Annotated in this window: 21 protein-coding genes; 15 read left to right on the top strand and 6 right to left on the bottom strand. The window is 70.0% G+C overall.

Going from position 1 to position 26,500, the window contains the following annotated elements; genetic code table 11:
• Positions 1-462: 462 nt before the first annotated feature.
• Positions 463-1,557, top strand: a complete 1,095-nt coding sequence (locus tag ENSA5_RS30825; RefSeq protein ID WP_106395296.1) for an inorganic phosphate transporter — start codon at positions 463-465, stop codon at positions 1,555-1,557.
• Here ENSA5_RS30825 and ENSA5_RS30820 read toward each other — a convergent pair.
• A complete protein-coding gene (locus ENSA5_RS30820) occupies positions 1,520-2,446 on the bottom strand; it encodes a hypothetical protein (RefSeq protein WP_146156283.1) in 927 nt (308 codons plus the stop codon). The genes ENSA5_RS30825 and ENSA5_RS30820 overlap by 38 nt on opposite strands.
• Before the next feature lie 55 nt (positions 2,447-2,501).
• Here ENSA5_RS30820 and ENSA5_RS30815 point away from each other — a divergent pair, with 55 nt between their 5' ends.
• The 6 genes from ENSA5_RS30815 to ENSA5_RS30790 all read left to right on the top strand — a co-directional run bounded on the left by ENSA5_RS30815 (position 2,502) and on the right by ENSA5_RS30790 (position 7,620).
• The gene (locus ENSA5_RS30815; protein ID WP_106395294.1) at positions 2,502-3,125 is read left to right on the top strand and encodes a Maf family protein; all 624 of its coding nucleotides are present in this window, start codon (positions 2,502-2,504) and stop codon (positions 3,123-3,125) included.
• A complete protein-coding gene (locus ENSA5_RS30810; RefSeq protein WP_106395293.1) occupies positions 3,118-3,846 on the top strand; it encodes a YggS family pyridoxal phosphate-dependent enzyme in 729 nt (242 codons plus the stop codon). The genes ENSA5_RS30815 and ENSA5_RS30810 overlap by 8 nt, the downstream gene beginning before the upstream one ends.
• A gap of 20 nt (positions 3,847-3,866) precedes the next feature.
• On the top strand, positions 3,867-5,330 hold the full coding sequence (locus ENSA5_RS30805) for a (2Fe-2S)-binding protein (protein ID WP_106395292.1): 1,464 nt from the start codon (positions 3,867-3,869) through the stop codon (positions 5,328-5,330).
• A complete protein-coding gene (locus tag ENSA5_RS30800) occupies positions 5,327-5,650 on the top strand; it encodes a (2Fe-2S)-binding protein (RefSeq protein WP_106395291.1) in 324 nt (107 codons plus the stop codon). The genes ENSA5_RS30805 and ENSA5_RS30800 overlap by 4 nt, the downstream gene beginning before the upstream one ends.
• Positions 5,647-6,867, top strand: a complete 1,221-nt coding sequence (locus ENSA5_RS30795) for an NAD(P)/FAD-dependent oxidoreductase (protein WP_258183072.1) — start codon at positions 5,647-5,649, stop codon at positions 6,865-6,867. Before ENSA5_RS30800 ends, ENSA5_RS30795 begins: the two co-directional genes overlap by 4 nt.
• A gap of 264 nt (positions 6,868-7,131) precedes the next feature.
• Entirely contained in the window at positions 7,132-7,620 is a 489-nt protein-coding gene (locus ENSA5_RS30790; protein WP_146156282.1) for a hypothetical protein, read from the top strand.
• A gap of 75 nt (positions 7,621-7,695) precedes the next feature.
• Here ENSA5_RS30790 and ENSA5_RS30785 read toward each other — a convergent pair whose 3' ends face one another.
• Positions 7,696-10,500, bottom strand: a complete 2,805-nt coding sequence (locus ENSA5_RS30785; RefSeq protein ID WP_106395289.1) for a serine/threonine-protein kinase — start codon at positions 10,498-10,500, stop codon at positions 7,696-7,698.
• Positions 10,501-10,825: 325 nt separating this feature from the next.
• Between ENSA5_RS30785 and ENSA5_RS30780 the strand changes: the two genes are divergently transcribed.
• On the top strand, positions 10,826-11,422 hold the full coding sequence (locus ENSA5_RS30780) for a hypothetical protein (protein WP_106395288.1): 597 nt from the start codon (positions 10,826-10,828) through the stop codon (positions 11,420-11,422).
• A gap of 104 nt (positions 11,423-11,526) precedes the next feature.
• Here ENSA5_RS30780 and ENSA5_RS30775 read toward each other — a convergent pair whose 3' ends face one another.
• Both ENSA5_RS30775 and ENSA5_RS30770 read right to left on the bottom strand, forming a co-directional pair.
• Positions 11,527-12,192, bottom strand: a complete 666-nt coding sequence (locus ENSA5_RS30775) for a C15 family peptidase (protein WP_106395287.1) — start codon at positions 12,190-12,192, stop codon at positions 11,527-11,529.
• Between the two features lie 188 nt (positions 12,193-12,380).
• The gene (locus tag ENSA5_RS30770; protein ID WP_106395286.1) at positions 12,381-13,568 is read right to left on the bottom strand and encodes a pyridoxal-phosphate-dependent aminotransferase family protein; all 1,188 of its coding nucleotides are present in this window, start codon (positions 13,566-13,568) and stop codon (positions 12,381-12,383) included.
• 24 nt (positions 13,569-13,592) lie between these two features.
• On the opposite strand from ENSA5_RS30770, the gene ENSA5_RS30765 reads away from it, so the two are divergent.
• The 3 genes from ENSA5_RS30765 to ENSA5_RS30755 all read left to right on the top strand — a co-directional run bounded on the left by ENSA5_RS30765 (position 13,593) and on the right by ENSA5_RS30755 (position 18,014).
• Complete coding sequence (locus tag ENSA5_RS30765; protein ID WP_181198323.1) at positions 13,593-14,798, top strand: alanine racemase; 1,206 nt, start codon at positions 13,593-13,595, stop codon at positions 14,796-14,798.
• A gap of 125 nt (positions 14,799-14,923) precedes the next feature.
• Positions 14,924-16,555 (top strand): DUF167 domain-containing protein, encoded by a 1,632-nt coding sequence (locus tag ENSA5_RS38995; protein ID WP_219906895.1) that lies wholly within the window; start codon positions 14,924-14,926, stop codon positions 16,553-16,555.
• A gap of 175 nt (positions 16,556-16,730) precedes the next feature.
• Complete coding sequence (locus ENSA5_RS30755; protein ID WP_106395284.1) at positions 16,731-18,014, top strand: citrate synthase; 1,284 nt, start codon at positions 16,731-16,733, stop codon at positions 18,012-18,014.
• 895 nt (positions 18,015-18,909) lie between these two features.
• On the opposite strand, the gene ENSA5_RS38555 is transcribed toward ENSA5_RS30755, so the two are convergent.
• Entirely contained in the window at positions 18,910-19,386 is a 477-nt protein-coding gene (locus ENSA5_RS38555; protein WP_181198322.1) for a hypothetical protein, read from the bottom strand.
• Positions 19,387-19,559: 173 nt separating this feature from the next.
• Entirely contained in the window at positions 19,560-20,339 is a 780-nt protein-coding gene (locus tag ENSA5_RS30745) for a hypothetical protein (protein ID WP_106395283.1), read from the bottom strand.
• Between the two features lie 77 nt (positions 20,340-20,416).
• Here ENSA5_RS30745 and ENSA5_RS30740 point away from each other — a divergent pair, with 77 nt between their 5' ends.
• From ENSA5_RS30740 to ENSA5_RS30725, 4 genes are all read left to right on the top strand, one after another.
• Entirely contained in the window at positions 20,417-20,923 is a 507-nt protein-coding gene (locus ENSA5_RS30740) for a hypothetical protein (protein WP_106395282.1), read from the top strand.
• A gap of 3 nt (positions 20,924-20,926) precedes the next feature.
• Positions 20,927-22,786: a feruloyl-CoA synthase gene (locus ENSA5_RS30735; RefSeq protein ID WP_106395281.1), complete on the top strand. Its 1,860-nt coding sequence runs from the start codon at positions 20,927-20,929 to the stop codon at positions 22,784-22,786.
• A gap of 332 nt (positions 22,787-23,118) precedes the next feature.
• Entirely contained in the window at positions 23,119-23,889 is a 771-nt protein-coding gene (locus ENSA5_RS30730) for a TetR/AcrR family transcriptional regulator (RefSeq protein ID WP_146156281.1), read from the top strand.
• 205 nt (positions 23,890-24,094) lie between these two features.
• The gene (locus tag ENSA5_RS30725; RefSeq protein ID WP_146156280.1) at positions 24,095-26,470 is read left to right on the top strand and encodes a TonB-dependent receptor; all 2,376 of its coding nucleotides are present in this window, start codon (positions 24,095-24,097) and stop codon (positions 26,468-26,470) included.
• The last annotated feature ends 30 nt before the right edge of the window (positions 26,471-26,500 follow it).

Below are 26,500 nucleotides of genomic sequence, written 5' to 3'. Positions count from 1 at the left end.
TGTGCACCGCGGCGAAGCTCGATCAGGGCCAGCGCCGACAGCTCGACGGGACCGCGAAGCTGATCCAAAAAGACGAGCACACGGTCGCGCAGCTGCGCGAGATCCTGGGTCAGGCCTAGCAGCCCGGGGTGCAATGCATCGTGTCGCCTCGCGCCGGAATTTGCGCCGAGGGCGCGAAGCCAAAACGCCGCTGTACCGGGCGTACTGCAAGTTTTGGCGACAAAGCCCTCGGCGCAAATTCCGGCGCGAGGCGACACGATGCATTGCACCCCGGGCTGCTAGCACACGTGTGTCAGCCCGGTCACGACGGAAAAAATCCGAGGCCGCGACAGGGCGTCAATGACGCCTTTACGCCCCCAGAGCGGCTCCGTAGCCCAATTTGGACTGTGTGACGTTCGTGCAAACACTCGACCACGAGGTTGACGCTCCCGAGGTGGAAAGCGGAGCCTCGCGGCCTCAGCCATGGTCGAAGAGAACGATTTTACGGGGTTTCCGCGCAGGTTCATCCAGCTCGTAGTCCGTGAGCGAATCTTCCTGGCGATCCTCACGGTCGGCTTCCTCGTCTCGGGGCTCGCCTATCCGTACCCCGACATCGCGATGTGGGTCGGGTTCGTGTTTGCCGGCTACGCCGTCATCGCCAACGACAGCATCCAGACCATCGGCACCTTCATCGCGTCCAACAAGCAGCGACCCTGGTGGGTCCTGTGGCTGTTCATCGGCGGGATCCTGATCGGCACGCTCGGCTACAGCTGGTACGTCAACGGAGGCGACGTCAGCTACGGCCGCCTCTCGTCCAAGGGCTTCGCCGACGCGCCTCAGACCTTCGCGTTCCTCCAGGTCGCCGGGCCCTTGTTCTTGCTCATCCTGACCCGGATGCGAATCCCGGTCTCGACGACCTTCCTCATCCTCTCGTCCTTCGCGACGAGCGCCAAGGGCATCACCGCGGTCCTGACCAAGAGCGTGTCGGGCTACGTGATCGCCTTCGTCGTCGCGATCATCTTGTGGCTCGCGCTCGGACGGCTCATCGACCGCAAATTCCGCGGTGAGCCGCGCATGATCTGGTACCCCGCGCAGTGGGCAGCGACCGCGTTCTTGTGGTGCATGTGGCTGACCCAAGACGCCGCCAACGTGGCCGTGTTCCTGCCCCGGGAGCTCGCGTTCACCGAGTTCCTCGCCGTCGCGGGGGCGCTGTTCCTGGGCCTCGCGGTCCTGTTCAATATCGGCGGCGACAAGATCCAAGAGATCGTCGAAGAGAAGGCCGTGGTCGTGGATGTCCGACACGCCACGATGATCGACTGCACCTACGCCCTCATCTTGTTGGTGTTCAAGATCCAGTCGAACATCCCGATGAGCACGACCTGGGTGTTCCTCGGCCTGCTCGCGGGCCGCGAGCTGGCGATCAACCTGACCCGGGCCAAGGACGAGCGCCGCTCGATGCGCGACGTCGGCAAGCTGATCGCCAAGGATCTGCTCTTCGTCTCGATCGGGCTGGTGGTCTCGATCGTGATCGCGGCCGGGGTCAACCCGCAGATCGCGGACGCGGTCCTGAGCTGGTGAGCCAGCGCTGGAGGCCGATGACGAGGTCGAAGGCGGCGGTCTCGAACGAGCGGCCACCGTCGCGGTAGCGGTGGGTTGCCCAGAAGTCCCGCGGATCCTCGTCGAGCACCAAGACCCGGCCCTGCTCGCCGGAGATCACCCGGAACGAGGTCGAGTTGGGCTCCTCGCGGATGTCGAAGAACAGCTCGACCCGGTCGCCGTCGATCCGGTAGGTCAGCGACTCCGTCGACCAGTCGTCGAAGTCCCCGCGGTGAAACCACCCGACCCCGCGCCCGTCGATCGCGGTCGCGGCGAGCTGGTACATGTGAAATTCGGAGCCGCCCGTCGCGAGGTTGCGGTAGTCGATCCAGATCCGATCGCCGATCCCCTTCGCCGCTGCGAGCTCGCTCGGCCGGGCGAGCGCGGCGAAGTCGAGCTCTGACTCGACCTTGCGGTAGCGCGCGCCGGGCTCGTAGGGATCGCCGCGCAGGGTCATCCACGTGCGCCCCTGCCCGTCCTGGTCGAGCGCCGCGGTCAGCGAGTGCTCGTCGCCGCGCTTGCGAAAGCGCAGCTCGAGGCCGACGTCCTGGCCCGGCTCCGCGTCGAGCTGGTAGTCGAAGCTGTGGGTGTTGGCGAGCCCGACCTTGCCGTAGCGGTACAGGCCCTTGCCGTCGCCGTGGAAGTACCAAAAGCGCAGCGGATCGCCCTCGGCCCGGGAGTCGTAGCGCATCCACAGGCCGCGCAGGGGGTCGGGGGCCTCGGCGGGGGCGCGCGCGGTGGCCGACTCGGGCGTGTCGTTGTCGAGCAGGGGCGCCGCGAGCAGCGTCAGGCCCAGCGCGAGGCCGACGAGCGCGCAGGGCGAGACGTGTCGCGAACACGGAGGGGACCCGTGCGGGGGTCGAGCAGACATGGCCACAGTGTAACGGTTTGCAAGCCACCGTCGCGCGCGAGAGCATCGCCGCGCCATGCTTCCCCCCGCCCTCGTCCTCGCCTCGGCCTCACCGCGCCGGGCCGAGCTCCTGCGCAGCGCCGGGCTGAGCTTCACCGTCCGCCCGGTCGACTGCGACGAGTCGTGGCGCCCCGGCGAGGCCCCGATCGCCTACGTCGAGCGCGTCGCCGCGCTCAAGGCCGCGGCCGCGGCCGCGCTCGCCGAGCTCCCGGCCGCGGCGCTGATCCTGGCCGCCGATACGACCGTGTGGCTCGACGAGGACCGCGAGCCCCTGGCCAAGCCCCGCGATCGCGCCCACGCGGCCGCGATGCTGCGCGAGCTGACCCGCGGCCGCGCCCACCGAGTCAGCACCGCCTGCGCCCTCGCCCGCCCGCGCAGCTCACCGCCGGTCGTCGAGCGCCTGGTCGAGACGAGCATCGTGCGCATGCGGGCGCTGAGCGACGCACAATTCGCGGCCTTCATCGACCCCTACCTCGACGCCGCGCAGTGGTCCGACAAGGCCGGCGCCTACGCGATCCAGGGCCGCGCCGCAGGGCTGGTCGAGGCGATCGAGGGCAGCTACACCGGGATCGTCGGCCTCCCCCTCGCGCAGGTCCTGACCATGCTCGAGGCTCACCGCGACCAACACAGCCATGACTGACCACACCGCAACGCCGAAGCCCGAGCTCGTCGAACAGATCGGCGCCAACCTCCAGCGCGTCCGCGCGCGCATGGCCGCGGCCATCGAGCGCCGCGGCCCCGGGCCCGAGGTCCGCCTGATCGGGGTCAGCAAGCGCCAAGCCCTGGCCAAGATCGTGGCCGCCCACGCCGCGGGCCTGCGTGACTTCGGAGAGAACTACGCCCAGGAGCTGCGCGACAAGCTCCGCGACTGGCCGCCCGAGCGCGACGCTCGCTGGCACTACATCGGCGCGATCCAGTCCAACAAGCTCAAGTACATGGTCGGCAAGACCGCGCTGATCCACACCGTCGACCGGCCCGAGCTGATCGACGCGATTTCGCGCCGAGCCGCAAACGGCGGGTGGGTCCAGGAGTTCCTGATCGAGGTCAACCTCGGCGGCGAGGACCAAAAAGCCGGCGTCGCGCCCTCGGACGTGCCCGCGCTGCTCGACGCCTGCGCGACGGCCGAGCACGCCCGCTGCGTCGGCCTGATGATCATCCCCCCGCCCGGCGAGCCCGAGCACACTCGGCGCTTCTTTCGCGAGCTCCGCGAGCTCCACGAGCGCCTCCGCGACGGGCCCGAGCGCCCCGGCGTCGATTTGCGCGAGCTGTCGATGGGCATGAGCGCCGACTTCGAGCTTGCGATCGAAGAGGGCGCGACGCTGATCCGGGTTGGAACCGCAATCTTCGGCGCACGCGCCTAGCGACGTGGTACGAGGGCCATGTGAGCCGCAAGCGACCGCTCTTGGTGCCCGCTAAGCCCGAGGCTCAGGCTGTGCGCCTGCGCTTCGACGAGGCGCTGATCGAAGCGCGACCCGAGGACACCCTCGCGACCGCGTTGATCGCCGCGGGCATGCTGATGACCAGCCGCTCGCCCAAGTACCGCCGCCCGCGCGGGCCCTACTGCCTCGGCGGTGACTGCGGCACCTGCCTCGTCCGCGTCGACGGCCGACCGAGCGTGCGCGCGTGCATGGTCCCGGTCCGCGAGGGCATGCGCGCGAGCTCGCAAAACAGCTACCAGCCCAAGCGCCTCGACCCGACCCAGCTCGTCGACCGCGTGTTTCCTGGCGGCATCGATCACCACCACCTCATGGTCCGGCCGCGGGTCGTCAACCAGGTCATGCAGGAGTTCGCGCGCAACCTGACCGGCTTTGGCGAGCTGCCCGAGGGCGTCAGCGAGCGCGAGTACGAGTACCTCGGCCACGAGCTGCCCGTGCTGATCATCGGGGCCGGCCCGGCCGGGCGAGCCGCCGCCGCCGTGTTCGAGCAGACCGGCGTCGACCACCTCATCCTCGATCGCCTCGCGCCCACGCAGCTCGACGCCAACCTCGCCCCCGAGCTCTGCGGCCCCGCGCCGACCAAGCTGCTCGCCAACGCCGGGGTGTTCGGCATCTACCCGGGTCCCCGCCAGGGCCTGCCCGGACCTGGCGAGGGAGGGCCTCTGGAACAACCCCTGGCGCTCGTTGGCGCGAGCGAGCTGCGCGGGCAGACCGAGCGGCTCCACGCGATCCGTCCCCGTCACCTGCTGTTTTGCACGGGCAGCCGCGACCCCATGGTGCCCTTCGTCAACAACGATCTGCCGGGCATCGTCGCGGCCCGCGGGCTCGTCCGCGCGCTGCGGCGGACGGATACCCGGATCGCCGGCCCCTGCGTGGTCGTCGGTGAGGGCCCCTGGGCGGCGACCCTGCGCGAGGCCCTCGACGCGCAGCGCAGCCCCGACGCCCCCAAGGTCGACCTCGTCGAGCCCCAGGACATCGAGCGCGCCGTCGGGGGCGAGCGGGTCGAGGCGCTGATCTGCCGGGGGCGCCGCGTCAGCGCGGCGCTCGTGGCCGTCGCCGGACCGCCCGCGCCCGCCCACGAGCTCGCGGCCCAGGCCGGCGTGTCGCTGCGCTTCGACGGCGCGGGCTTCGCCGTCGAGCGGGCGGCCGCGAGCCACGGACGCTGCGGCGCGCTCGGGGCCACGAGCCTGTGGGCCGCGGGTGACGTCTGCGGGTGGATCGGACCCCAGGCGGCGGCCCGCGACGGCGCGCGCGTGGCCACGGCCCTGCTCGAGGCCCTCGCCGCCGCGCCCGACGACGCACGCGGGGCCCGGCACTACACCCCGAGCGCCCCGCCCCAGCCGCCGCCGATGCGCGAGCGCGCCGTCGTCGGCGACCGCTTCGCCGAGCCCCCCCAGGAGCCAAAATGACCGACCGATCCTTCGTGTGCCGCTGCGAAGACGTGAGCAAGCGCGAGCTCGACCACGCGTTCGCGGCCGGGCTCACCACGATCGAGGAGATCAAGCGCTACACGGGGTTCGGGACCGGCCCGTGCCAGGGCAAGGAGTGCATGGCCGCGGTCGCGCGCGAGCTGATCCGCCGCGGGCTCGCCGAGCCCCACGAGCTCCAGCCCTTCACCGCCCGGCCCCCGACCGAGCCGGTCAGCTTCGGCGCGCTCGCGACCGCCCCCGATCCCTTCGCCGATCCCGAGCCCTCGAGCGCGGCCGAGGAGGCGACGGACCCGCCATGAGCCCGCCCGACCACGCGACCCTCGGCAGCCGCGACGCCAAGCTGCCCGCGGAGCTCGACCTGCTGATCATCGGCGGCGGCGTGATGGGCCTGGCGATCGCCTACAACCTCGCCCGCCACCACCACGCGGCGATGGGCAAGGTCGCGGTCGTCGAGCGCAGCTACCTCGTGTCCGGGGCCTCGGGCCGCAACGGCGGCGGCCTGCGCATGCAGTGGGGCGACGCGGGCAACGTCGCCTTGATGCGCGAGAGCATCGAGCTGTGCCGCCACCTCGCCCAGGAGCTCAACATCAACCTGTGGTTTCGCCAGGGCGGCTACCTGTTCCTGGCCCGGACCGAGTCGGGTGAGCGCCGCCTCCATCGCAACGTCGCGGTCCACGAGCAGGTCGGCGTGCCCACCCGGCTCCTGGCCGCGCGCGAGGCCCTCGAGCTGGTCCCGCAGCTCGACGTGTCCGAGGTCCGCGTGGCCGCCTACAACCCCGACGACGGCGTCGTGTTTCCGTGGCCCTTCGTGTGGGGCTACGCCGGCCAGGCGGTCGCCCGCGGGGTCACGCTCCGGACCCACACCAGCGTCGACGCGCTCGAGCCCCTCGCCGACGGCGGCTATCGGGCGCGGCTCTCAACCGGCGAGCAGGTCCGGGCCGCGCGGGTCGTCAACGCGACCGGGGCCTGGAGCGTGGCGATCAACCGCTCGCTCGGGATCGACCTGCCCAACCACCCCCACCGCCACGAGATCCTGTCGAGCGAGCCGCTCAAGCCCTTCTTGGACCCTCTCGTCGTCGACCTCGAGACCGGGCTGTACTTCTCGCAGAGCACCCGCGGCGAGCTCGTCACCGGGATCACGCTACCCGAGCCCCCGGGCCTCCCACCCAGCGATCGCGTCGAGTTCGGCTCGAGCCTGCGCTTCTTGTCGAACGTCGCGCGGGCGCTGACCCGCGTGATGCCGATCGCCCGCCACCTCGAGCCCCTGCGCCAGTGGTCCGGGCCCTACGACATCTCGCCCGACGGCGACGCGATCGTTGGCCCGAGCCCCGACCACCCGGCGCTGATCCAGGTCTGCGGGTTCACGGGTCACGGCTTCATGATGGCCCCGGCGGTCGGCAAGCTGGTCGCGCGGTGGCTCGCCACGGGCGAGGCCCACCCGATGCTCACGCGCTGGGACCCCTGTCGGTTTCGTGACGGCCGCCAGCTTCGTCGCGAAGACATGATCATCGGCTGACTGACGACCTGGTACGGCGCGTGGCTCGCCGCCCTCTCGAACTTCGCGAGGGTGGCACCGAAAAATATGCATAATGACAATCATTTGTCGACTTACGGTATGCGTACATTTAGGGTGCAAGACAGCCGCGCGGGGGCTCGCCCCGCGCTGCTTTGATGGGTAGTCGACGCAACAAAAGGACAACCGATAATGGCCGCAAAGAGTGAAGAACAGATCAAAATGGAACTCCAACACCTGAGCGAAGAGATCCCGATGCTACGGGAGATGGCGCAAGGTCAGGGAATGTCGTTCTCGAGCCTCGATCCAAAGGAGCTCGAAAAAAAGGTTCGGACGGCTACGACCAAGACGCCCTTCATCTACTCCCAGGCCTGGAACAGCACCGTCCAGATCGGCAACCCCGCGACCTACCATGTCTGGGTCCGAAACCCCGACCCGGTCGCCTACCACCCCGTCTACGCCACGATCTACTTCGGACTCGGCAACATCCTCACCCTCGGTGAGGGCTGGATCGGCCGCGACAAGCGGTGGCCCGAGTTTTCCTCGGATCGGACCTTCATGGGCCCCTTCTCGAGCCATCGCTTGACCTTCGGCTTTCACGTGCCCGAGGTTCCGCTGGGCACATACAATGGCAATACCGTGGTCTGGCGGGGCATGTGGCACGATACGGGGACCAGCCTCGACCGCGGCGGCTTCGACATCAAGGTCTTGCCCGCGGTGCCCATGTCCTCGCCGACGCCGATGTCGAGCGAGTGACGGATCCTGGTTTTTTCGAACGACCGGCCGCGGCGCCTGCTCGCCGCGGTCGGTGGTTTTCGTGGCCGCTCGTTCTCAGCCTGGGTCTTGTTGGCTGGCGGCCGCGGCGATCTGGGCGTCGAGGGCGTCGACGCGTTGCTGCGCGCGCTCGGCCGCGAGCCCGCGCCCACGCCCGCGCTCGGCCTCGACGAGCAGCGCCTGGATCTCTCGCTCAATCTCCAGCTCGATGTCGAAGCGTGCGTTGTTCGCAAGCGCGCGGTCACAGGCCTCGACGGCCGCGACCCACAGCTCGGCCGCGATGAACAGCTCGCAGCGCCGCTTCTCGAGCCCGCCAACGTGGACGTGGCCGTCGGGGAAGATCTTGTCGTAGATGGCCTCGACCTTGTCGTAGGTCGCGCGCGCGTGCTCGTAGCGACCGAGCGCCTGCTGGGTCGCGGCGATGTCCAACAACGCGGCCGCGACGTCGCGCGAGCTCTCGCCGCGGGTCCTGATATAGATCGCGACGACGCGCTCGAGGTCGGCGAGCGCATCGTCGTAGCGCTCGTTTTTGCGGGCGATCTTGGCCAGGGCGTGGAGCGGACGGGCCAGGTTCGGCGCGTCGGGGCCGCCCACGCGCTCGCGGATCTGGAGCGCGTCGCGGTAGGATTGCTCGGCCTTGTCGGCCTTGTCGGCGATCAGGTAGACGTTGCCGAGGTTGTAGTAGACCGTCGCCAGCCACGGGTGGGCGGCGCCGTAGACCTCTTTGGACCGGCTCACGGCCTCGAGCAGGACCTCCTCGGCGTCGTCGTAGCGGCGCAGGCGAGCCACGCTGACCGCGTAGTTCATCATCATGCGGATCGTCGCCGGGTGGTCTTCGCCGTACTCCTTGCGCGCGAGCGCGAGCGCCCGACCGTAGTGCTCGACGGCGGGCTCGAAGTGGCCCTCGGCCAGCTCGAGCGCGGCGATCGTGCCCTCGTGACGGATCTCGAGCTTGGCCGGCTTGCCGGCCCGGACCAGGGCCGAGGACGCCGCGAGCGACCACGCCCGGCCCTCGTCGAAGCGCTGCTGCTCCGAGCCGAGGTAGAAGATCAGCCGCGACCAGACCTCGGTCTCGCGCTCGACGTCGCCGAGCTCGGCGGCGAGCTCGATGCCCTCGCGCAAGCTGGCCTCACCGCCCGCGAGGTCGCCCGTCTCGAACTGGGACTTGGACAGATCGTAGAGCGCCCGCGATCGCGTGCGCGGGTGGGGGAGATCGCGGGCCCGGGCCACGACTCGGGCCTGGAGCGGCAGGCTCTCGGCCGCCTTCCCGGCCGAGGCCAGCGCGAACGCGCGGTTGAGATCCGCCTCCATCGCCTTGACCTGCTCGGCGACCGCCTGATCGAGATCGCGGTCGGCGATCTCGCCCGTGTCTCGGACCGTCTCACAGGCCCGCGGGTCGCCGAGGGCGTAGGCGGCCTGGACCGAGCGCTCGACGATCTCGTCGTCAGCCTCCACGAACAGATCGACCATCGCGTCGAACTCACGGGCGCGCTGGTCGAGGCAATACATGCGCACGTCCAGCAGCGCAGCCGACTGCTCCCCGATCCGCGTGGCCTCGCAGATCGCGACCCGGCTGTCGCCCCAGACCGCGCTCCACAGGTTGAGCGTCTCGCTCACGCGCCGAGCCGCGTCGCCCGCGTAGGGCTTGCTCGAGGCCAAGAACGCCTTTTGGACATCGGCGAGGCGGTCGGCGTTCCAGTGCTCGTCGATGTCGCGGCTCAGCGCGGGGCAGTGGTTGACCTCCTCGTCGGGTCCGAGGCCAAGGACCATCCCGGCGACCCCCGCACCGAGTCCGAGGACGCCGACGGCGAGGACCGCGACTCGACGCATGCGCTTGACCGGATCGCGCTCGAGCGCGGCGAGCAGCGCCTCCATTGACGGCCAGCGCTCGTTGGGGTGCGGGTGCAACCCGCGAGCGAGGATCTTGTGCAGCCAGTGGGGGACGTTGCGTCCCGCGCTCTCCTTGGGCGGAGGCGGCACCTTGCCCTCGGTCATCTTCGCGAGCTGGTCGCGGCGGTCCGCCCCCTCGAAGGGCAGGCGCCCATAGAGCGCCTCGTAGAGGCTCACGCAAAACGCGTACTGATCGGTGAAGGGCCCGATGCGCAGGCCCATGTGCTGCTCGGGGGCCATGTACGCCGGGGTCCCGACCATGCGGCCCGCGACCGTCAGCTGGACGCTGACGTTGGACTGAATCTCGTCGATCAGCGCGTCTTCGGCGGTCGCCTCGAGCGGCTCCCCGTCCCCGGACGCCGTGCGCCGCTTTCGCTCGAACTCCGCGCGCTCCCGCTCCGGATCGCGCTGCTGCCGATCGCGCTCCTTGGCCACGCCGAAGTCCGCCACACGAACGTCACCATCGGTGCTCAACAGCACGTTCGACGGCTTGAAGTCGCGGTGGACGATGTCGGCCTGATGCGCGGCGACGAGCCCGCGTCCGGCGAGGATGAACTTGTCGAGGACCGCCTCCCAGTCGCGCGGCTCCTCGCGCAGCCACTCGCGCAGCGTCGTGCCCTCGACGAACTCCATCGCGATGTAGACCTGGCCCTCGAACACGTCGACGTCGTGGACCGTGACGACGTTGGGGTGGCTCAGCTGCGCGAGGGCCTGGGCCTCGCGAAACAGCCGATTGCGGCCGGCGACGCTGGCTTCGTCGTTCGAGGCGTTGCGCAGCAGCTTGAGCGCGATCTTACGATTCAGTTTGGGATCGTAAGCCGCGCAGACCAGCCCCATGCCGCCGATCCCGACCGAGTCGAGGATCACGTAGCGCCCGATCGTCGACAGCTTCGTCGTGTCGCCCGGATCACTGTCCATGTCCGCGACGGTCTCGGCCTCCTTGGGCCGCTGGGACTCGGGCAGCTGCTCCATCCGGACGCGCGATTGTACCGCCTGCCGAAATCACGGGCACAGCGCAGGACGGCCCGACCCAAAGATCGATAGCTGATCTTTGATGCCGCCAATACCTAATATTAATTGTGGCCAGTTTTAGGATCTAACGAGTGCTCAAAAGAGTGCTCAGAAGATCAGCCATGAGCAATTCCGTTGGGTGTGTAATTTAGACCGAAAATAGAGAATTCCGGCTCCAATCGGTACACAGTGCGCAAAATTCATCAGGTTTTCTTCGCTTTAACCCTGGCATTGTTCTGTAGTCTGCCTTATCTTCCAACGGCCGAACGAAACCGAGGTTTCCACCATGCGCAGCGCTCTCTCCGCCTTTTCCTTCGCCGCTCTCGTCACCCTCGCTCCCGCCTGTGACTCGTCCGAGGACACCGGCAACGACTTCCGCGGGTCCCTCGATGTCAACATCCAAATGACGATGGCAGACGGTGGCAGCGACGACGGCAGTATCGTGTGGGAGATCGTCGAGGCCGAGGTCTATGAGGGCCTGGAGCTCGACGGTCAGTTGCACCTCTTCATCGAGAATAACGCCATTTACGACGCCGCTGGCGAGAAGACCTGCGAGGTCGACAGCCCCGCCCTCCACAGCTCGCGTCGCGAGGTCATCGCCGCCAATGGCGAGGTCCTGTTCACCGTGTGGCGCAACTTCGTGTTCGAGGGCACGGTCGACGTCGAGGTCGAGAAGTTCGACCAAGTGAAGAAGCGCTTCAGCGACCAACTCTTGTTCCAGTATGAGCCCCACGAGATCTTCCTCGGCGAGGCCAACGACGGCGTCCGACTGATGACCACCAACACCGACATCACCGCCCAGAGCGAGGGCCGCAAGCTCCTGATGGCCGCGCTGATGACGGGCAAGTGCGGCGCCTCCGGGCTGCCCGGCTACACGTTCTAAACGCAGCCCCAAAGCCCTCGAGAGGAACAGATGGACCCCAAGGTCGGCGACGCCGGTCTCGGGGTTCGTGCTTGTTGGCCCTCCCCTCCGCGACGCGCATGGGGCTACTCGTGAGCGGTCGGGGTCAAGGCCAAGATGAGGTCAGTGGTGGCCTCGGCGAGCGGGGTGTAGTCGCTGGTTTCGGCATAGGGGATGTGGAGGAAGTAGACCTCGCGAAGACGCCCCTTGCCGGCCCTGACGGCCTCGAGGGCGTGGTAGTGGGTCTCGTTGCACAGGTAGGTGTTGGCCGGCCGGGCGGGCGCGACCACGACCTCGAAGGAGCCGAAGCTGCGGCCGGCGAGGGCGTCGAGGCGGGTTGGGATGGGGCCTTGCTGGGGCGCGGCGAGGACCTCGGGGGCGGTGGCCGATATCGGCTCGCTGCGGGCTTGGCCGAGGGCGTCGGCGCCCTCGCGCTGGTTGTAGGCGCCGGCCTCGAGTTGGAGCACGTCAAAGCGATCGTAGATGCCCAAGCCGATATTGACGATCACGTCGACATCGGCCGGGACGTCGCTGAACGCCTCCCAGGTCACGGGCATCGTCGCGAAGCGCCACTCGATGTCAGGCGCGCGAGCGCGGAGGCGCTCCGCGAGGGGGCCGTGGAACTCGCTCGGCTCTTGCTCGGTGGCGTCACCGAGCAAGAGCCGGCAGCTGGGGTTGTCGCGGCAGCGCCAAACGTTGGCGGGGTCGCCGAGATCGCGCCAGTCGTTGAAGCCCGTCACCAGCACACGCATGGGCTGTCCCTCGGTGTCAGTCGTGGGGGTGGGTGCCGCGGCCGCGGCGGTCGCCACGGAGGGGCTCGCGCTCGGCTCGGGTTGCGTCGAGCCCTCGATCTCCCCCGCGCCCGTCGAGCACCCGGTGAGCGTGAGCAAAATGGCCAGGGACCACGAGCGCATGGGCCACCCTACCCCAAGCGCCCGCCTCAGCCGTAGGCGGCCAGGGCGGCGGCGACGCCGAGGCCCTTGCCCGCGGCCGGAGCGGCGCCACGCAGCACGTCGTCGAGCGCGGCGAGGCAGCCGAGCACGTTGCGGCGCGAGCACGCCGTCCCCATCAGCCCGATCCGCCAGACCTTGCCCGCGAGATCGCCGAGCCCGCCGCCGACCTCGAGGCCGTAGTCGTCGAGCAGCTGGCGGCGCGCGGCGCCGTCGTCGAGGCCAGCCGGGAGCTCGACGACGTTGAGCTGCGGCAGGCGGTGGGCGGCGTCGCCCCGCAGGCGCAAGCCGAGGCCCTCGAGCCCGGCCACGAGCGCCTCGTGGTGGAGGCGGTGGCGGGCCCAGCTGCGCTCGAGGCCCTCCTCGTGGATCATGAGCAGCGCCTCGTGGAGCCCGTAGATCGCGTTGACTGGCGCGGTGTGGTGGTAGGCCCGCTTGGCCCCGCCGCCCCAGTAGCCCATGACCAGGCTCAGATCGAGGAACCACGACTGGACCGGCGTCGCGCGGGCGCGGATGCGATCGACGGCGCGCTGCGAGAACGAGACCGGCGACAGGCCCGGCGCGCACGACAGGCACTTTTGCGAGCCCGAGTAGACCGCGTCGAGGCCCCAGGCGTCGACCTCGAGCGGCACGCCGCCGAGCGAGGTCACGGCGTCGACGACCGTGAGGCAGTCGTGGGCGCGGGCGAGCTCGGCCAGGCGCGCGGCGTCGGACAGGGCGCCCGTCGAGGTCTCGGCGTGGACGAAGGCCAGGATCTTGGCGTCGCCGTGCGCCTTCAGAGCGGCCTCGACCTTGTCGACGTCGACGGGATCGCCCCACGCGTCGTCGACGGCCACCGGCCGGCCCCCCGCGCGCTCGACGATGCTGTGCATGCGCCCGCCGAACACGCCGTTGCGACAGACCACGACCTCGTCGCCGGGCTCGATCAGGTTGACGAGGCACGCCTCCATGCCCGCGGACCCGGGCGCAGAGATCGGAAAGGTCAGATCGTTGTCGGTCCGCATCGCGTACTGCAGCAGGCGCTTGACCTCGTCCATCAGCGAGACGAACTCGGGGTCGAGGTGGCCGATCGTCGGCCGGGCCATCGCCGCGAGCACCCGCGGGTGGACGTCGCTCGGGCCGGGACCCATCAGCATGCGCAGCGGCGGCGCGAAGGACCTGTGGTCTTGGTCGCTCATGTCGGGGGTTGTAGCCTGGATCGCGTGACCACGGACAGCCTCGATCGCGCGCTCGCGCCCTTCGTCGACGAGCTGATCACCCCGGCGCTGGTCATCGATCTCGACGCGGTGGCCGCCAACCTCCGCGCGACGCTCGAGCGCGTCGGCGGGGCCGCGCGCTGGCGGCCGCACCTCAAGACCAGCAAGCAGGCCGTGATCATCGAGGCCATGCTCGACGCCGGCCTGCGCCACTTCAAGGTTGCGACCTGCGACGAGCTCGAGCTGCTGCTCGCGACCGCCGGGGACATCGCCGTCGACGTCCTGCTCGCCTACCCGCTCCAGCGCGCGGCCCTGCTCGCCGCGCTCGGCCTCGCCCGGGCCCACGCCCACGCCACGGTCCAGCTGCTCGCCGACTCGCCCGCGCACCTCGCCGCGCTCGCGAGCTGGGTTCGCAGCCAGGACTTCACCGCGCCCCTGCCGATCATGCTCGACGTCGACCTCGGCATGCAGCGGACCGGTTCGCCGCCCGCGATCTGGCGCGAGCTCGAGGCCGTGCCCGCGCCGCTCGTGCTCACGGGCCTGCACGGCTACGACGGCCACCTCGGCTGGGATCAACGCGGCGAGGCTCATCGGGGCTACGACGCGCTCGTCGAGCTCGCGGCCGCGCTCGAGGCCTCGCTCGAGGCCGCGCTCGAGTCGGGGGCGGCCGCGCTCGAGCTGGTGACCTCGGGCACCCACAGCTACGCCCACGCGCTCGACCACGCCGGGCTCCGCGGCGGTCCGTGGCAGCACCGCGTCTCGCCCGGGACGATCGTGCTGTCCGACAGCCGCTCGCACCACGCGGCCGCCGACATCGGCCTGCGCTCGGCGGCCTTCGTGGCCACTCGGGTGATCAGCGTCGGCCCCGGCCGCGTGACCCTCGACGCTGGCAGCAAGGGCATCTCTCCCGACGTCGCGCCGCCGAGCTGCGCGGTCCTCGATCACCCCGAGCTCGAGCCCCAGCGCCCGAGCGAGGAGCACCTGCCCTGCCGCGTCGCCGCCGGCGCCGCCGGACCGACCCTGGGCCAGCTGCTGTGGCTGCTCCCCGCCCACGTATGCACGACCGTCAACCTCCACCGCGAGGCGGTCTGGATCCGCGACGGGCGCTACGTCGGCGTCGGACCCGTGGGCGCGTCCGGCCACCGCCCCCGCTTCGCGCCAGCCGACTCGATTCCCCCGCGCACGGCGCGACCCCCGGACACCGGAAACTAGATTTGCCCGCGCGTCGCACATCCCATCGACGCAGGAAGGGAGCGAGCGCAGCGACCGACCGGCCGTGCGTGGCAGAGTTGCTGACGGTTGTGGGGGTCTCAGAACGTTCCTGCTAGGGTCCCGCCGTGCTCCGCGTACGCCCAGACGGCGCCGTCGATCTCGACCTCCACGCCAAGCCCCGGTCCTCGCGTGAGTCGATCGGCAAGCTCCACGACGGCCGCCTCGAGATCTACGTCAAGGCCGCACCGGTCGACGGCGGGGCCAACGCGGCGATCGTCAAGCTGCTGAGCAAGACCCTCGGCGTCCCGCGCAGCGCGATCGAGCTCGTGCGCGGCCCGACCGGCAAGCGCAAGACCGTGCGGGTCACGGGGCTCTCGCGCGAGCGGATCGCCGCCAAGCTCGGCCTCGGCCTCGGCCTCGCGCTCACGCTGGCCGGCGCGAGCGCGTGCGAGAGCCCCCGCGAGCTCCCGATCACCGTGATCCTGCCCGCCGACACCAGCGACTACGAGCGAGCCGACAACGCGAGCCTGGTCATGCGCCCGAGCGGCGACGCGTTCAGCTTTGGGGTCGACGGCCTCGACTTCAGCCTCGAGCTCGAGGGCGAGCCGAGCACCTCGCTGCAGCAGCTCGAGCTCTACCTCGCCGACGGCGACGAGCTCCTCGCCTGGGGCTCGACGGTGCCCTTCGCGACCGCGGGCGCCGACGTCGGCCTCGCGCTCTTCCTCGGCCGCCCGGGGCTGCTGTCGACCTGGCCCGAGGTCCTCGACACCCCCGACCCCGCGCTGCTCGCCGCCGAGGCGATCGGTCGCGGCATGCTGATGGTCCAGGCCGACGGCGACACTTTCTTGCTCAACCATTACTCGCTCGCGCTCGAGGCCGGGAGTCGGCTGCCCGACACGGTCAGCTTCGGCGCTGACGACGGCGGGCTGTTCTCGGCCGCCGACGGCGCGGTCGTGCGCATGGCCTGGGAGCAGCTCGAGCCGACGGCCTGGCGCTACGATCCCAGCGCCGACGCGTGGTCCGAGCTCAGCGTCGACGGGGCCGCCGAGATCGGGGCCCGGCCCGGCGCCTCCGTGCTCGTCGATCCCGATCGCACCCGCCTGTACCTGCTCGGCGGCGGCGGGCTGCTCGACGGCGTTGCGATCGATCTGCTGCCCGACGACGACGGCGTGCTCGCGGCCGCGCCCGTCGCCGACCTCGTCCTCGACGCTCCGCGCGTGGGCGCCGCGGCCCTGTGGATCGCAACCGACGACGACCCGACCGCCGACGTCCTGCTCGTCGGGGGCGAAGAGGCCGGGCCGCTCGCGCTGCTGACCAGCGCCGGGGCCAGCGTCGGGCCGAGCCTCGCGTGGCGAGATCTGGCCTGCGCCATCCAAAACCCCGGCGCCGACGCGGTCACCGTGCTGTGTCTGGGCGGGTCGATCGACGGCAGCCCGACAGCCGACGCCGCGAGCATCGAGGTGATCGTCGGCGGGTCGGCCGAGGTCGAGATCCGCGAGAGTTTCCTCCCTCTCGCCCTGCCCGACCCGCTGATCTTCGCCGACGATTTCGCGCTCTACGCGCAGGGCGAGGCGCGGTGGCTTCGCATCGCGCGGGACGACGCCAGCGTCAGCGAGCCGAATTCGGCCCCGCTACGGGCCAGCGGTGGCCATTTAGCTTCCCTCGCGAACGGTGTTACTTTCGTGCTTGGCGGCGTCGACCAAGGCGGCGTTGCCCTCGATCGCTGGCAGGTGTTCACGCCCGCCATCGAACCCTGACGACAGGGACGAGAGAGCACCATCAGCGCGGGCCCACCCCCCTCCACCCGCGCTCGGCGATTTTGCTCGACGGACACAACCGTCTTGCGCATCATCGCGGCGGCCGACGCCCCAGCGGCCCCGCGCATCCCAACTGACTTCTCGGGGCCGGAACCACGGAACTACGGAGCTGCGAATGGCCGACACCCTCACTGTCAAGGACAACCGAACCGGCAAGGAATACGAGCTCGCCATCACCGACGGCACGATCCAAGCGAGTGCCCTACGCGAGATCAAGGTCGACGACGACGACTTCGGCTTGATGGCCTACGACCCGGCCTACAAGAACACCGCCTCGTGTCGTTCGGCGATCACTCTGATCGACGGCGACAAGGGCATCCTGCGCTACCGCGGGTACCCGATCGAGCAGCTCGCGGAGCACTCGACCTTCCTCGAGGTCGCGTACCTGCTGCTGTGGGGCGAGCTCCCGACCAAGTCCGAGTTCGACGGCTGGGTTGATCAGATCACCCACCACACCTACGTCCACCAGTACCTGATCCACGGGATGGAGGGCTTCAAGTGGGACGCCCACGCGATGGGCAAGCTGGTCTCATTGCTCGGCACGCTCTCGACCTTCTACGAGGACAGCAAGAACGTCCGCGACCCCGCCGTCCGCCGCGAGCACATCATCAAGATCATCGCCAAGATGCCGACGATCGCCGCGTGGTGCTTCCGCCACATGCAGGGTCGGCCCTACATCTACCCGGACAACGGCCTCAGCTACGTCGGCAACTTCATGAACATGTTGTTCCGCATGGCGGAGCCGAAGTTCGAGCCGAGCCCGGCGATCGAGAAGGCCCTCGACGTCCTGTTCATCCTCCACGCGGACCACGAGCAAAACTGCTCGGCCAGCGCCGCCCGGGCCGTCGGCTCGGCCGAGACCGACCCCTACTGCTCGCTGGCCGCGGCCTCGGCCGCGCTCTATGGCCCGCTCCACGGCGGCGCCAACGAGGCCGTCCTGCGCATGCTCCGAGAGATCGGCAGCCTCGGCAACATCCCCGGCTTCATCGAGGGCGTCAAAAACCGTGAGCGCCGCCTGATGGGCTTCGGTCACCGGGTCTACAAGAACTACGACCCCCGCGCCCGGATCATCAAGCAGCTCGCCCACGACGTGTTCGCCGAGACCGGCAAGAACCCGCTCCTCGACATCGCCCTCGAGCTCGAGAAGATCGCCCTCGACGACGAGTTCTTCGTCGAGCGCAGGCTCTACCCCAACGTCGACTTCTACTCGGGCCTGATCTACCAGTCGATCGGATTCCCGGTCGAGTTCTTCCCGGTCCTCTTCGCGATCCCCCGCGCCGCCGGCTGGCTCGCCCAGTGGCAAGAGATGCTCATGGATCCCGAGCAAAAGATCGCCCGCCCCCGGCAGGTCTACATCGGCGAGGGCGAGCGCGCCTACGTCCCGATGGACAAGCGCTAAAAGCAAGCGAGTCTTTAGACCCCCTGGGCGTCAGCGACTCTGCCCCACACGGCCGCAAGGCCGTCCGCTCGGTCGCTGCGCTCCCTCCCTCGGTGCGCTGACATGAGCTTCGCCGTGGTCTGCGAGGCCCCTTGAAGGGGCCTCGGTCCTTTAGACCCCTACAACTAGACCCCCACAACCGTCAGCGACTCTGCCACGCACGGCCGCAAGCGGCCGGTCGGTCGGTCGCTGCGCTCCCTCCCTCGGTGGGCTGGGATGAGCTTCGCGGTGGTCTACGTGGCCCCCTAGAAGGGGGCTGGGTTCTTTAGACCCCCCTGGGCGTCAGCGACTCTGCCACGCACGGCCGCAAGCGGCCGGTCGGTCGGTCGCTGCGCTCCCTCCCTCGGTGGGCTGGTATGAGCTTCGCCATCGTTTGCGTGGCCCCCTAGAAGGGGGCTTGTTTGACTGTGGGCGTGGATTGATGGGGCTGGTGCCACCAGCCTACCGAGCGTTCGCCGACAGGGCGGCTCGTGCCCTGGGAGCGGGAACGCCTCGGGCTGGAGCCTACCGAGCGTTCGCCGACAAGGCGGCTCGCGCCCTGGGAGCGGGAACGCCTCGGGCTGGAGCCTACCGAGCCTTCGCCGACAGGGCGGCTCGCGCCCTGGGAGCGGGAACGCCTCGGGCTGGAGCCTATCGAGCGTTCGCCGACAGGGCGTCCCGCGCCCCGGGAGCGAGAACGCCTCGGGCTGCAGCACCATCAAACCCACGCTCACAGTCAAACAAGCCCCCTTCTAGGGGGCCACGTAGACCACCGCGAAGCTCATACCAGCCCACCGAGGGAGGGAGCGCAGCGACCGACCGACCGGCCGCTTGCGGCCGTGCGTGGCAGAGTCGCTGACGCCCAGGGGGGTCTAAATCAAGCCGGCTGCGCCCGATCGAGGGTGTCGAGGCCGTCGAGGATCAGCTCGGCCTCGGTCTTCGCGACTACGCTGAGCCAGTGCGCGGCCTCGAAGGGCTCGCGGAACAGCTGCACGCAGGAGACCCCCGGAAACATTTGCGTCGACACGCTGTGGACGACCGACGCGCCGAGGCTGTGGTCGCTGTCGACGACCCAGCCGACGGCGTCGACCTTGGGCCCGCCCGCGAAACCGGCGGCCAGCGCCGCACGGATCTCGGGCGCGGGTGGCGGGAAGGGCTGGCCGAGCCAGATGAACACGCTCATCGACTCGAAGTGATGGCGAAGCTCGAGGTAGGCCTCGGCTTCCTCGAGCGCGCGCTCGAGCGTCGGCGTGACCGGATGGTAGAGGATGAACACCCGCCCACGCACGGCCGCGAGGCCCGGCTGTAGACAAACTTGTTCAGGCAGTTTCCAAGTATGCGAAGCGAGCGCCACGAAATCAGGCTACCGGTTCGCGGACCGGCTCGACTGGCCGGACGACCGAAACGCCCCAAATACGGGCTTCGAGCCACTTTTACCCCGCGTCTCGAGCGCAGATCTGCGCCGCGACGGAGGCCACATCCGGGTCAGGGCCGACGCGCCCCCCGCGACCTCGCGCGATTTTGCGCTCAGTTTGTCTGCTGAACCACGGTCAGCTCCTCGCGCTTGCCCTCGCGCTCGTAGACCAGCTTGACCTCGGGCTGGCCCGAGAGCGCCTCGTCGAGGGCCCGAATCGCCTCGAAGGTGCCGAGCTCGGCGCCGTTGATCTCGAGCAAGATGTCGCCCTCGCGCAGGCCGAGCATCGCGGTGAGGCTCTCGGCCCGGGCCCACACGAGCTGGAGACCGCTGCCCGTCGAGCCGCGCTTGGGCCGGAGCGAGACCTCGCGCGCGAGCAGCTTGGGCTCGGCGGCGAGCTCGGCGACGAGCTCGGGATCGACTCGGCACACCCGCGACCGCGAGTCGTCGTCGCACTCGATGGCACCGGGCGCGACCTCGAGGCCGACCTGCCCGGCCTGCCCGAGCTTGTCGCCGAGCTTGTCGCCGAGCTCGCTGGCGTGGGCCTTGCCGGCCTCGGTCAGCGCCGCGAAGCTCTCGGCGGCCTCGTCGAGACCCTGGCCGAGCCGGCGCCGGGTATCGTCGATCTGCGCGTCGACCTCGTAGCGTTCGCGCGCATCCGCGATGCCCTCGCGGGCCTGGGCAACCCCCTCGCGCGCAGCGGCCCCAGCCTGGCGCGAGGCCTCGCCCATGCCCTCGCGGGCCTGCTCGGCCCCCTGCTTGGCCCTTCGCTTGGCGTCGTCGACGACCTCGCGCGCGTCCGCGGTCGACCGGGCCTCGCAGCCGAGCGGGGCCAGCGAGACCAGCAGGGCCATCGGGAGCAGACACAGACAGCGGGCGTCGGCGCGGCGCATGTTCGGAGTGTACCGACCGGCTGTGCAGCGTGGGCGCGAACGGGTTATTAATGGACGGGTCCGTAGGAGCTCCCAATATGCCCAAGTGCGTCCCGGCCCTCGTCATTTGCGTCCTCGCCACCTCGCTCGCCGGTTGCGCCGCCCTGCGCCAGAACATGCGCGGGCAGGAGCTCTCCTACCGCGGCGCCTGGCACTGCGAGGCCGGCAGCTGCAAGGCCGGCGACATGGTCAAATCGACCAGCGGAACCCGCGAGGGCACCGTCAACATCAACACGGTGAAGCTCGCCCCCAAAGCTGGCATGGCCTTCACCGCCGCCGCGCCCTTCGACACGCTCACGGCCACGGCCCGGGACTGCAAGGGCGAGAGCGTCGAGATCTCGAGCGCCAACATCATCGCGCCCGGCGACCACGGGATCCGTGATCAGGACGCGCGCGAGAGCTGGGTCGTGTGGGTCGATCCGAGCGAGCTCAGCGGCCTCGAGCGGGGCAAGGGCGCCTGCGCGGTCTGGAAGGTCGAGGCCACCGCCACGTGGTCCGACGGCGCGAGCTACTCGCTGACCGCGGGCGTCGACATCAAGGGCTAGACCGTGAGCGTTGAACCGAACTGGGCGCTCCCGAAGCTCGCGCCCGCGAAGGTCGAGGTCACGCGTCGCGCGGACGGGGCGACGATCCTGTCCAACTCGATCCCCCTCGGTCGCTACCCGCGCTGCCTCGGCGATCTGCTCGTCGCCAACGCCCTCGCCCGGCCCGATCAGGTCTTCTTGGCCGAGCGCAGGGCCGGCCCGAGCAGCCCGTGGCGAACGGTGACCTGGGCGGCCGCGCTGACCCGGGTCCGGAGCCTCGCGCAGGGGCTGCTCGATCTCGGCGCCGGGCCCGAGCGCCCGCTGATGCTGCTGTCGGGCAACAGCGTCGCCCACGCGCTGCTAAGCCTCGCGGCGATGCACGTGGGCGTGCCTGCGGTCCCGGTCTCGGTCGCCTACTCGCTGGTCTCGCGCGACTTCACCAAGCTCCGCTCGATCGCCAGGCAGGTCACGCCCGGGGTCGTGTTCGTCGAGCGTCACAAGCCCTTCGCGCCCGCGCTCGCGGCCGCGGGCCTCGGCGGCCTCCCGCTCATCAGCCGTGACGAGGGCCTGCGATCGGTCGAGCGCTACGAGGATCTCCTGCTGCTGTCGCCGAGCGAGCAGGTCGCCCGGCGCTTCGCCAAGCTCGGCCCCGACAGCGTCGCCAAGATCCTGTTCACCTCGGGCTCGACGGGGCTGCCCAAGGGCGTGATCAACACCCAGCGGATGCTGTGCTCGAACCAGGCCGCGCTCGCGCGCGTGTGGCCCTTCCTCGCGACCGACGCCGCGGCCGGGCGGGTGCCCGAGATCCTCGATTGGCTGCCGTGGAACCACACCTTCGGGTCAAACTTCAACTTCAACCTGATCCTCATGCACGGCGGCAGCCTGTGGATCGACGGGGGCAAGCCGGCGCCGGGGCTGTTCGAGACGACCCTCGCCAACCTCCGCGAGCGCTCGCCGACGATGTACTTCAACGTCCCGCGCGGCTACGACCTGTTGATCCCCGAGCTCGAGCGCGACGCCGAGCTCCGCGCGCGCTTCTTCGCCAACCTCGATCTCTTGTTCTACGCCGGCGCGGCCCTGCCTCAACACCTGTGGACGCGGCTCGAGGCCCTCGCGGTCGCGGCTCGTGGCCAGCGGCTGCTGATGGTCTCGGCCTGGGGCTCGACCGAGACCGCGCCGTGCTCGACCGCGGTCCACTGGCCGATCGAGCGGGCCGGGGTGATCGGCAACCCAATACCCGGCACCGAGATCGCGCTGGTCGAGAACGGCGATAAGCAAGAGTTGCGGGTCCGCGGGCCCAACGTGACCCCCGGCTACTGGCGCGACCCCGAGCTGAGCGCGGCCGCGTTCGACGAGTTTGGCTTCTACCGGATCGGCGACGCCGGCCTGCTCGCGGACCCCTCGCAGCCCGAGCAGGGCATCGTGTTCGATGGCCGCGTCGCCGAGGACTTCAAGCTGAGCTCGGGCACCTGGGTCCACGTCGGCAAGCTGCGGCTCGAGGCGATCGCGGCCTGTGAGCCCCTGATCCAAGACTGCGTCCTCGCCGGACACGACCGGGCCGAGATCGGGGTCCTGCTGTTCCCCAACCTCGCGGCCTGCCGCAAGCTCGCGCGGCTCGACGGCCACGCTGCGGCGCAGTTGGCGATCGAGAGCCCGGCCGTGCGCGAGGCGATCCAGCGCGGCCTCGAGCGGCACAACGAGCGCATGCGGGGGACCAGCACACGCTTCGCCCGGGCGCTGATCCTGGCCGAGCCTCCGTCGATCGACGCCAACGAGATCACCGACAAGGGCTACATCAACCAACGCGCGGTGCTCCGCCGTCGCGCCGACCAGGTCGACTCGATGTTCGCGGGCGACAGCCCCGCCGTCCTCGTCTGTCGTTGATTCGCCGCTGGCGAGGCGCCGCTTGGACCCCGGCCCCCCTCGCCATCATGGCGATAGCGTGGGTAAATCGTTGTAGTCAATAGCGGCGCGACCGCAGTCTCGCATCTCGCCGCACCTTCGTGTATGCAATGAGAGGTACGCGAGCAGCTTCTTCTGACGCGCCCCCAGTTGCATGATCGTGCGCTTCCCTAATTAAGACAGTGGTCATTGCTACACCCCCTCCGACCCCGGGCGGAAGTACCATTCTGCCCCAGGTCGACTCGCGTGACTCACACAAGTCCGCCCCCATTCGAATACTCATCCTGCGCCAAAAGCGCAGCTCGTAGGTGCCCATGCCGAAGCCGACCTTCCTCAATCTCCCCCAAGAAAAACGCCGGCGAATCACAGAACTCGCCCTCGACGAGTTCTCGACTCACCCCTATCGCCAAGCGTCGCTGTCACGAATCGTCTCGCGAGCGGGAATCGCCAAAGGCAGCATGTACCAGTATTTCGAGAATAAGCTCGATCTGTACCGGTGGTTGGTGACAGAAGAGCTCGGGCGGCGGCGGGCACAGTGGTTAGAAAGTGACTCGCAGCAGCAGCAACACCGAGCGCGGCAAGAGACGGGGCTATTCGCGGAGCTCGAGCAGCTCGTGCTCACCCGGATTGGCTTCATGCTCGCGCACCCGCGCCTCGCGAGGCTCGCCGCGAGCGCGATGGAGCCAAGCACCGACGCGGAGCTGCGCGAGCTCCATGGCGCGCTGCGGCGCGAGCACATCGACAAGCTCGTCGAGCGTATCCGCAAAGCCCGCAGCTGCGGGGACGTCCGCGACGATCTCGACCCCCGGACCCTCGCCCACCTGATCGACGCGCTGGTCGTCCGCGGCACGACCCACGCGGTCCTCGACCGCCTCGGTGTCGACGTCCAGCAGTTCCTGACCGAGCCCAGCACGAGCTCGCAGATCGACGACGCCCACTGGCGCGAGCTCGTACGCGAGGCCCTGAGCCTGATCCGCGACGGGATCGCCCCGGCCGAGGCCTCGAGCAACATCGCCTCGCAGCAGCCGGAGCCGCTCCCAGTCGCACCGCGTGCCTTGCACACGGGGGGAATCACCCTCAGCTAGCAGCCCGTGGTGCAATGCATCGTGTCGCCTCGCGCCGGAATTTTCGTCGAGGGCGCGAGGCCAAAACGCCGCTGCTAGTGCAAGTTTTGGCGGGAAATCCCGCGGCGAAGAGGCCAGGCGAGGCGGCCTGAGGCACTGCGCCACACGCTCTTAGGGGATTCCCCTCCTTGTCTGGTCGGGACGGGCCCGGAGAATGGGCCGCTGAATGGGTCCCTGGCCAGCAGAGCGCCTCGCCGCAGCACTGGCCGGGATAGTGGTTGGGCTGTCGGCGCTGGCGCCAAGTGCGGCGATCGCCAGCCCGCCCGCCACGGCGCCCGAGGGGAGCGGCGACGACCCCGAGCCAGGCGATGACGGCGGCGAACAGACCGGCGATGACGGCGGCGAGCAGACCGGCGATGACGGCGAGCAGACCGACGATGACGGCGGCGAGCAGACCGACGACACAGCCCGCGAGATCATCGTTCCGTCGGACACCCCCGACAACTACGTGCGCGACGCGAGCGTCGTCAGTCGCCGACAGATCCAGGAGCGACTGCCACGCTCGGCCCCAGACGCCCTGCGCTTCGAGCCTGGCGTCTTTGTCCAGCAGAGCGCCCACGCCCAGGCCTCGCCCTACGTCCGCGGGCTGACCGGGCAGCAGACGCTGATCGCCTTCGACGGGATCCGGCTCAACACCTCGACCTTTCGCCAGGGCCCGAACCAGTACTTCTTCACCGTCGACTCGCGCACGATCCAGCGCCTGGAGGTCGTGCGCGGCTCGGCCTCGACGCGCTGGGGGTCCGACGCGATCGGGGGCGCGCTGCTGACCACGCCGCTCGATCCAACCCTCGATCCCTCGAAGGGATGGACCGTCCACCCGCGGGTGATGCTGACCCATCGGACCGCCGATAGCGAGCTCGGCGGGCGCGCGCAGCTCGACCTCGGCTGGAAGGGCAAGGTCGGGGTCGTCGCGGGCGTCGGCTACCGCGAGGTCGGCCAGCTGGTCACCGCAGGCGCGGTCACGGCCCCGGCCACGGGCCTGCCGTGGAAGGAGCCGCGCCTCGCCAGCGACGAGCGCACGCAGATCGGCACCGGCTTTCGCGAGCTGACCGCCGACGCTCGCGTGGTCTGGCAGATCAACGATCGCTGGCGGCTGACGGGGGCCTACTACGACTACCGCCAAAAAGACGCGCCGCGGACCGACAAGTGCCCGCCGGCCGAGGCCCCCGACGACGAGTGCCTGGTCTACCTCGACCAGTTCCGGACCTTGACCTACCTCGCCGCGGACATGTCGGACGGGCCGGCCGTGGCCTCGCGCGTGCGCATCAGCGCGAGCTACCAGAATCAACACGAGCGGACCCAGCTGACCCGCGACAACGGGATCGCCGAGATCGACGGCGGGACCGAGTCCAACGGCAAGGACGACGTCCACACCCTCGGCCTGCGCGCGGCCCTGTCGAGCGCCGCGCTGCCCCTCGGTGAGCGGCTCAGCTTCGGCGTCGACTACGGCGGCGAGGTCTACTTCGACCTGATCGAGAGCAACGCGTGGCTGGTGTTCACCGACATCTCGCCGCCGGTCACGAGCATCTCGTCCCGCGGCCAGTACATCGACGGCTCGCGCTACCTGACGTCGGGGATGTGGGCCGAGCCGCACATGTGGATCGGCGAGCGCGTGCGCGTGCGCGCCGGGGGCCGGGCGGCGTTCGTGTGGGCCAAGGCCGACGGCGACGAGCAGAGCGAGACCGCGGCCGTCGACCGCAAGTGGGCGACCGCCGTCGGCAACGCCGGGCTGATGGTGCTCGCGGCCGACTGGCTGTCGTGGCACCTCGACTTCGACCAGGGCTTTCGCGCGCCCAACCTCGACGATCTGACCAGCCGCCAGCAGACCGGGCCGGGCTTCCAGTACGAGAACGCCTCGCTCGACCCGGAGCGCTCGCTCTCGCTCGACACCGGCCTGCGCGTCCGCCATCGCTCCGTCGAAGCCAGCGTGTTCTTCTGGCACTCCTTCATCCGCGATCTGATCGGTCGCGCGCCGCGTGAGCTCGGCGCGTGCCCCGGCGGCGCGGCCGAGAACCCGACGGGGTGCGAGGCCTCGCGAACCCGCTTTCAGCTCGTCAACCTCGACGGCTGGGCGCTGCTGCGCGGCTTCGACGCGTCGGCGCGGGTGTTCATGCCCGCGGGCTTCGTGCTCGGCGCGACCGCGTCGTGGGCGTGGGGCCAGGGACCCAACCCGATCCCGCCGCCCGCGAGCGGCAACCTCGACAGCTACGAGGAGCAGCTGCCGCTGTCACGGATCCCACCGCTCAACGGCGCCGTCGAGCTGACCTGGTACGCCGACTTCGGCCTGTGGCTGGGCTCGGCGGTGCGCTGGGCCGGGGCCCAGACTCGCCTGGCCCTGGCCGACGAGGCCGACTCTCGCATCCCGACCGGCGGCACGCCGGGGTTTGCGGTCTGGGATCTTCGCGCGGGCTACCGCCTCGATCCCCTGGTCCTGCTCTCGCTCGTGGTCGAGAACGTGATCGATTCGCCCTATCGCTACCACGGGTCGAGCGTCAACGGAGCCACGCGCTCGCTCAACTTGTCGGTCGAGATCGGTTTTTGATCTCGGGCCCGAGATCAGGGGGAAACCCCT

Origin of the sequence: Enhygromyxa salina (assembly GCF_002994615.1) — a bacterium.
GTDB classification, from domain to species: Bacteria; Myxococcota_A; Polyangia; order Nannocystales; family Nannocystaceae; genus Plesiocystis; species Plesiocystis salina_A.
The sequence above is the reverse complement of the archived record's forward strand: the minus strand, read 5'-3'. Positions and strand labels throughout refer to the sequence as shown.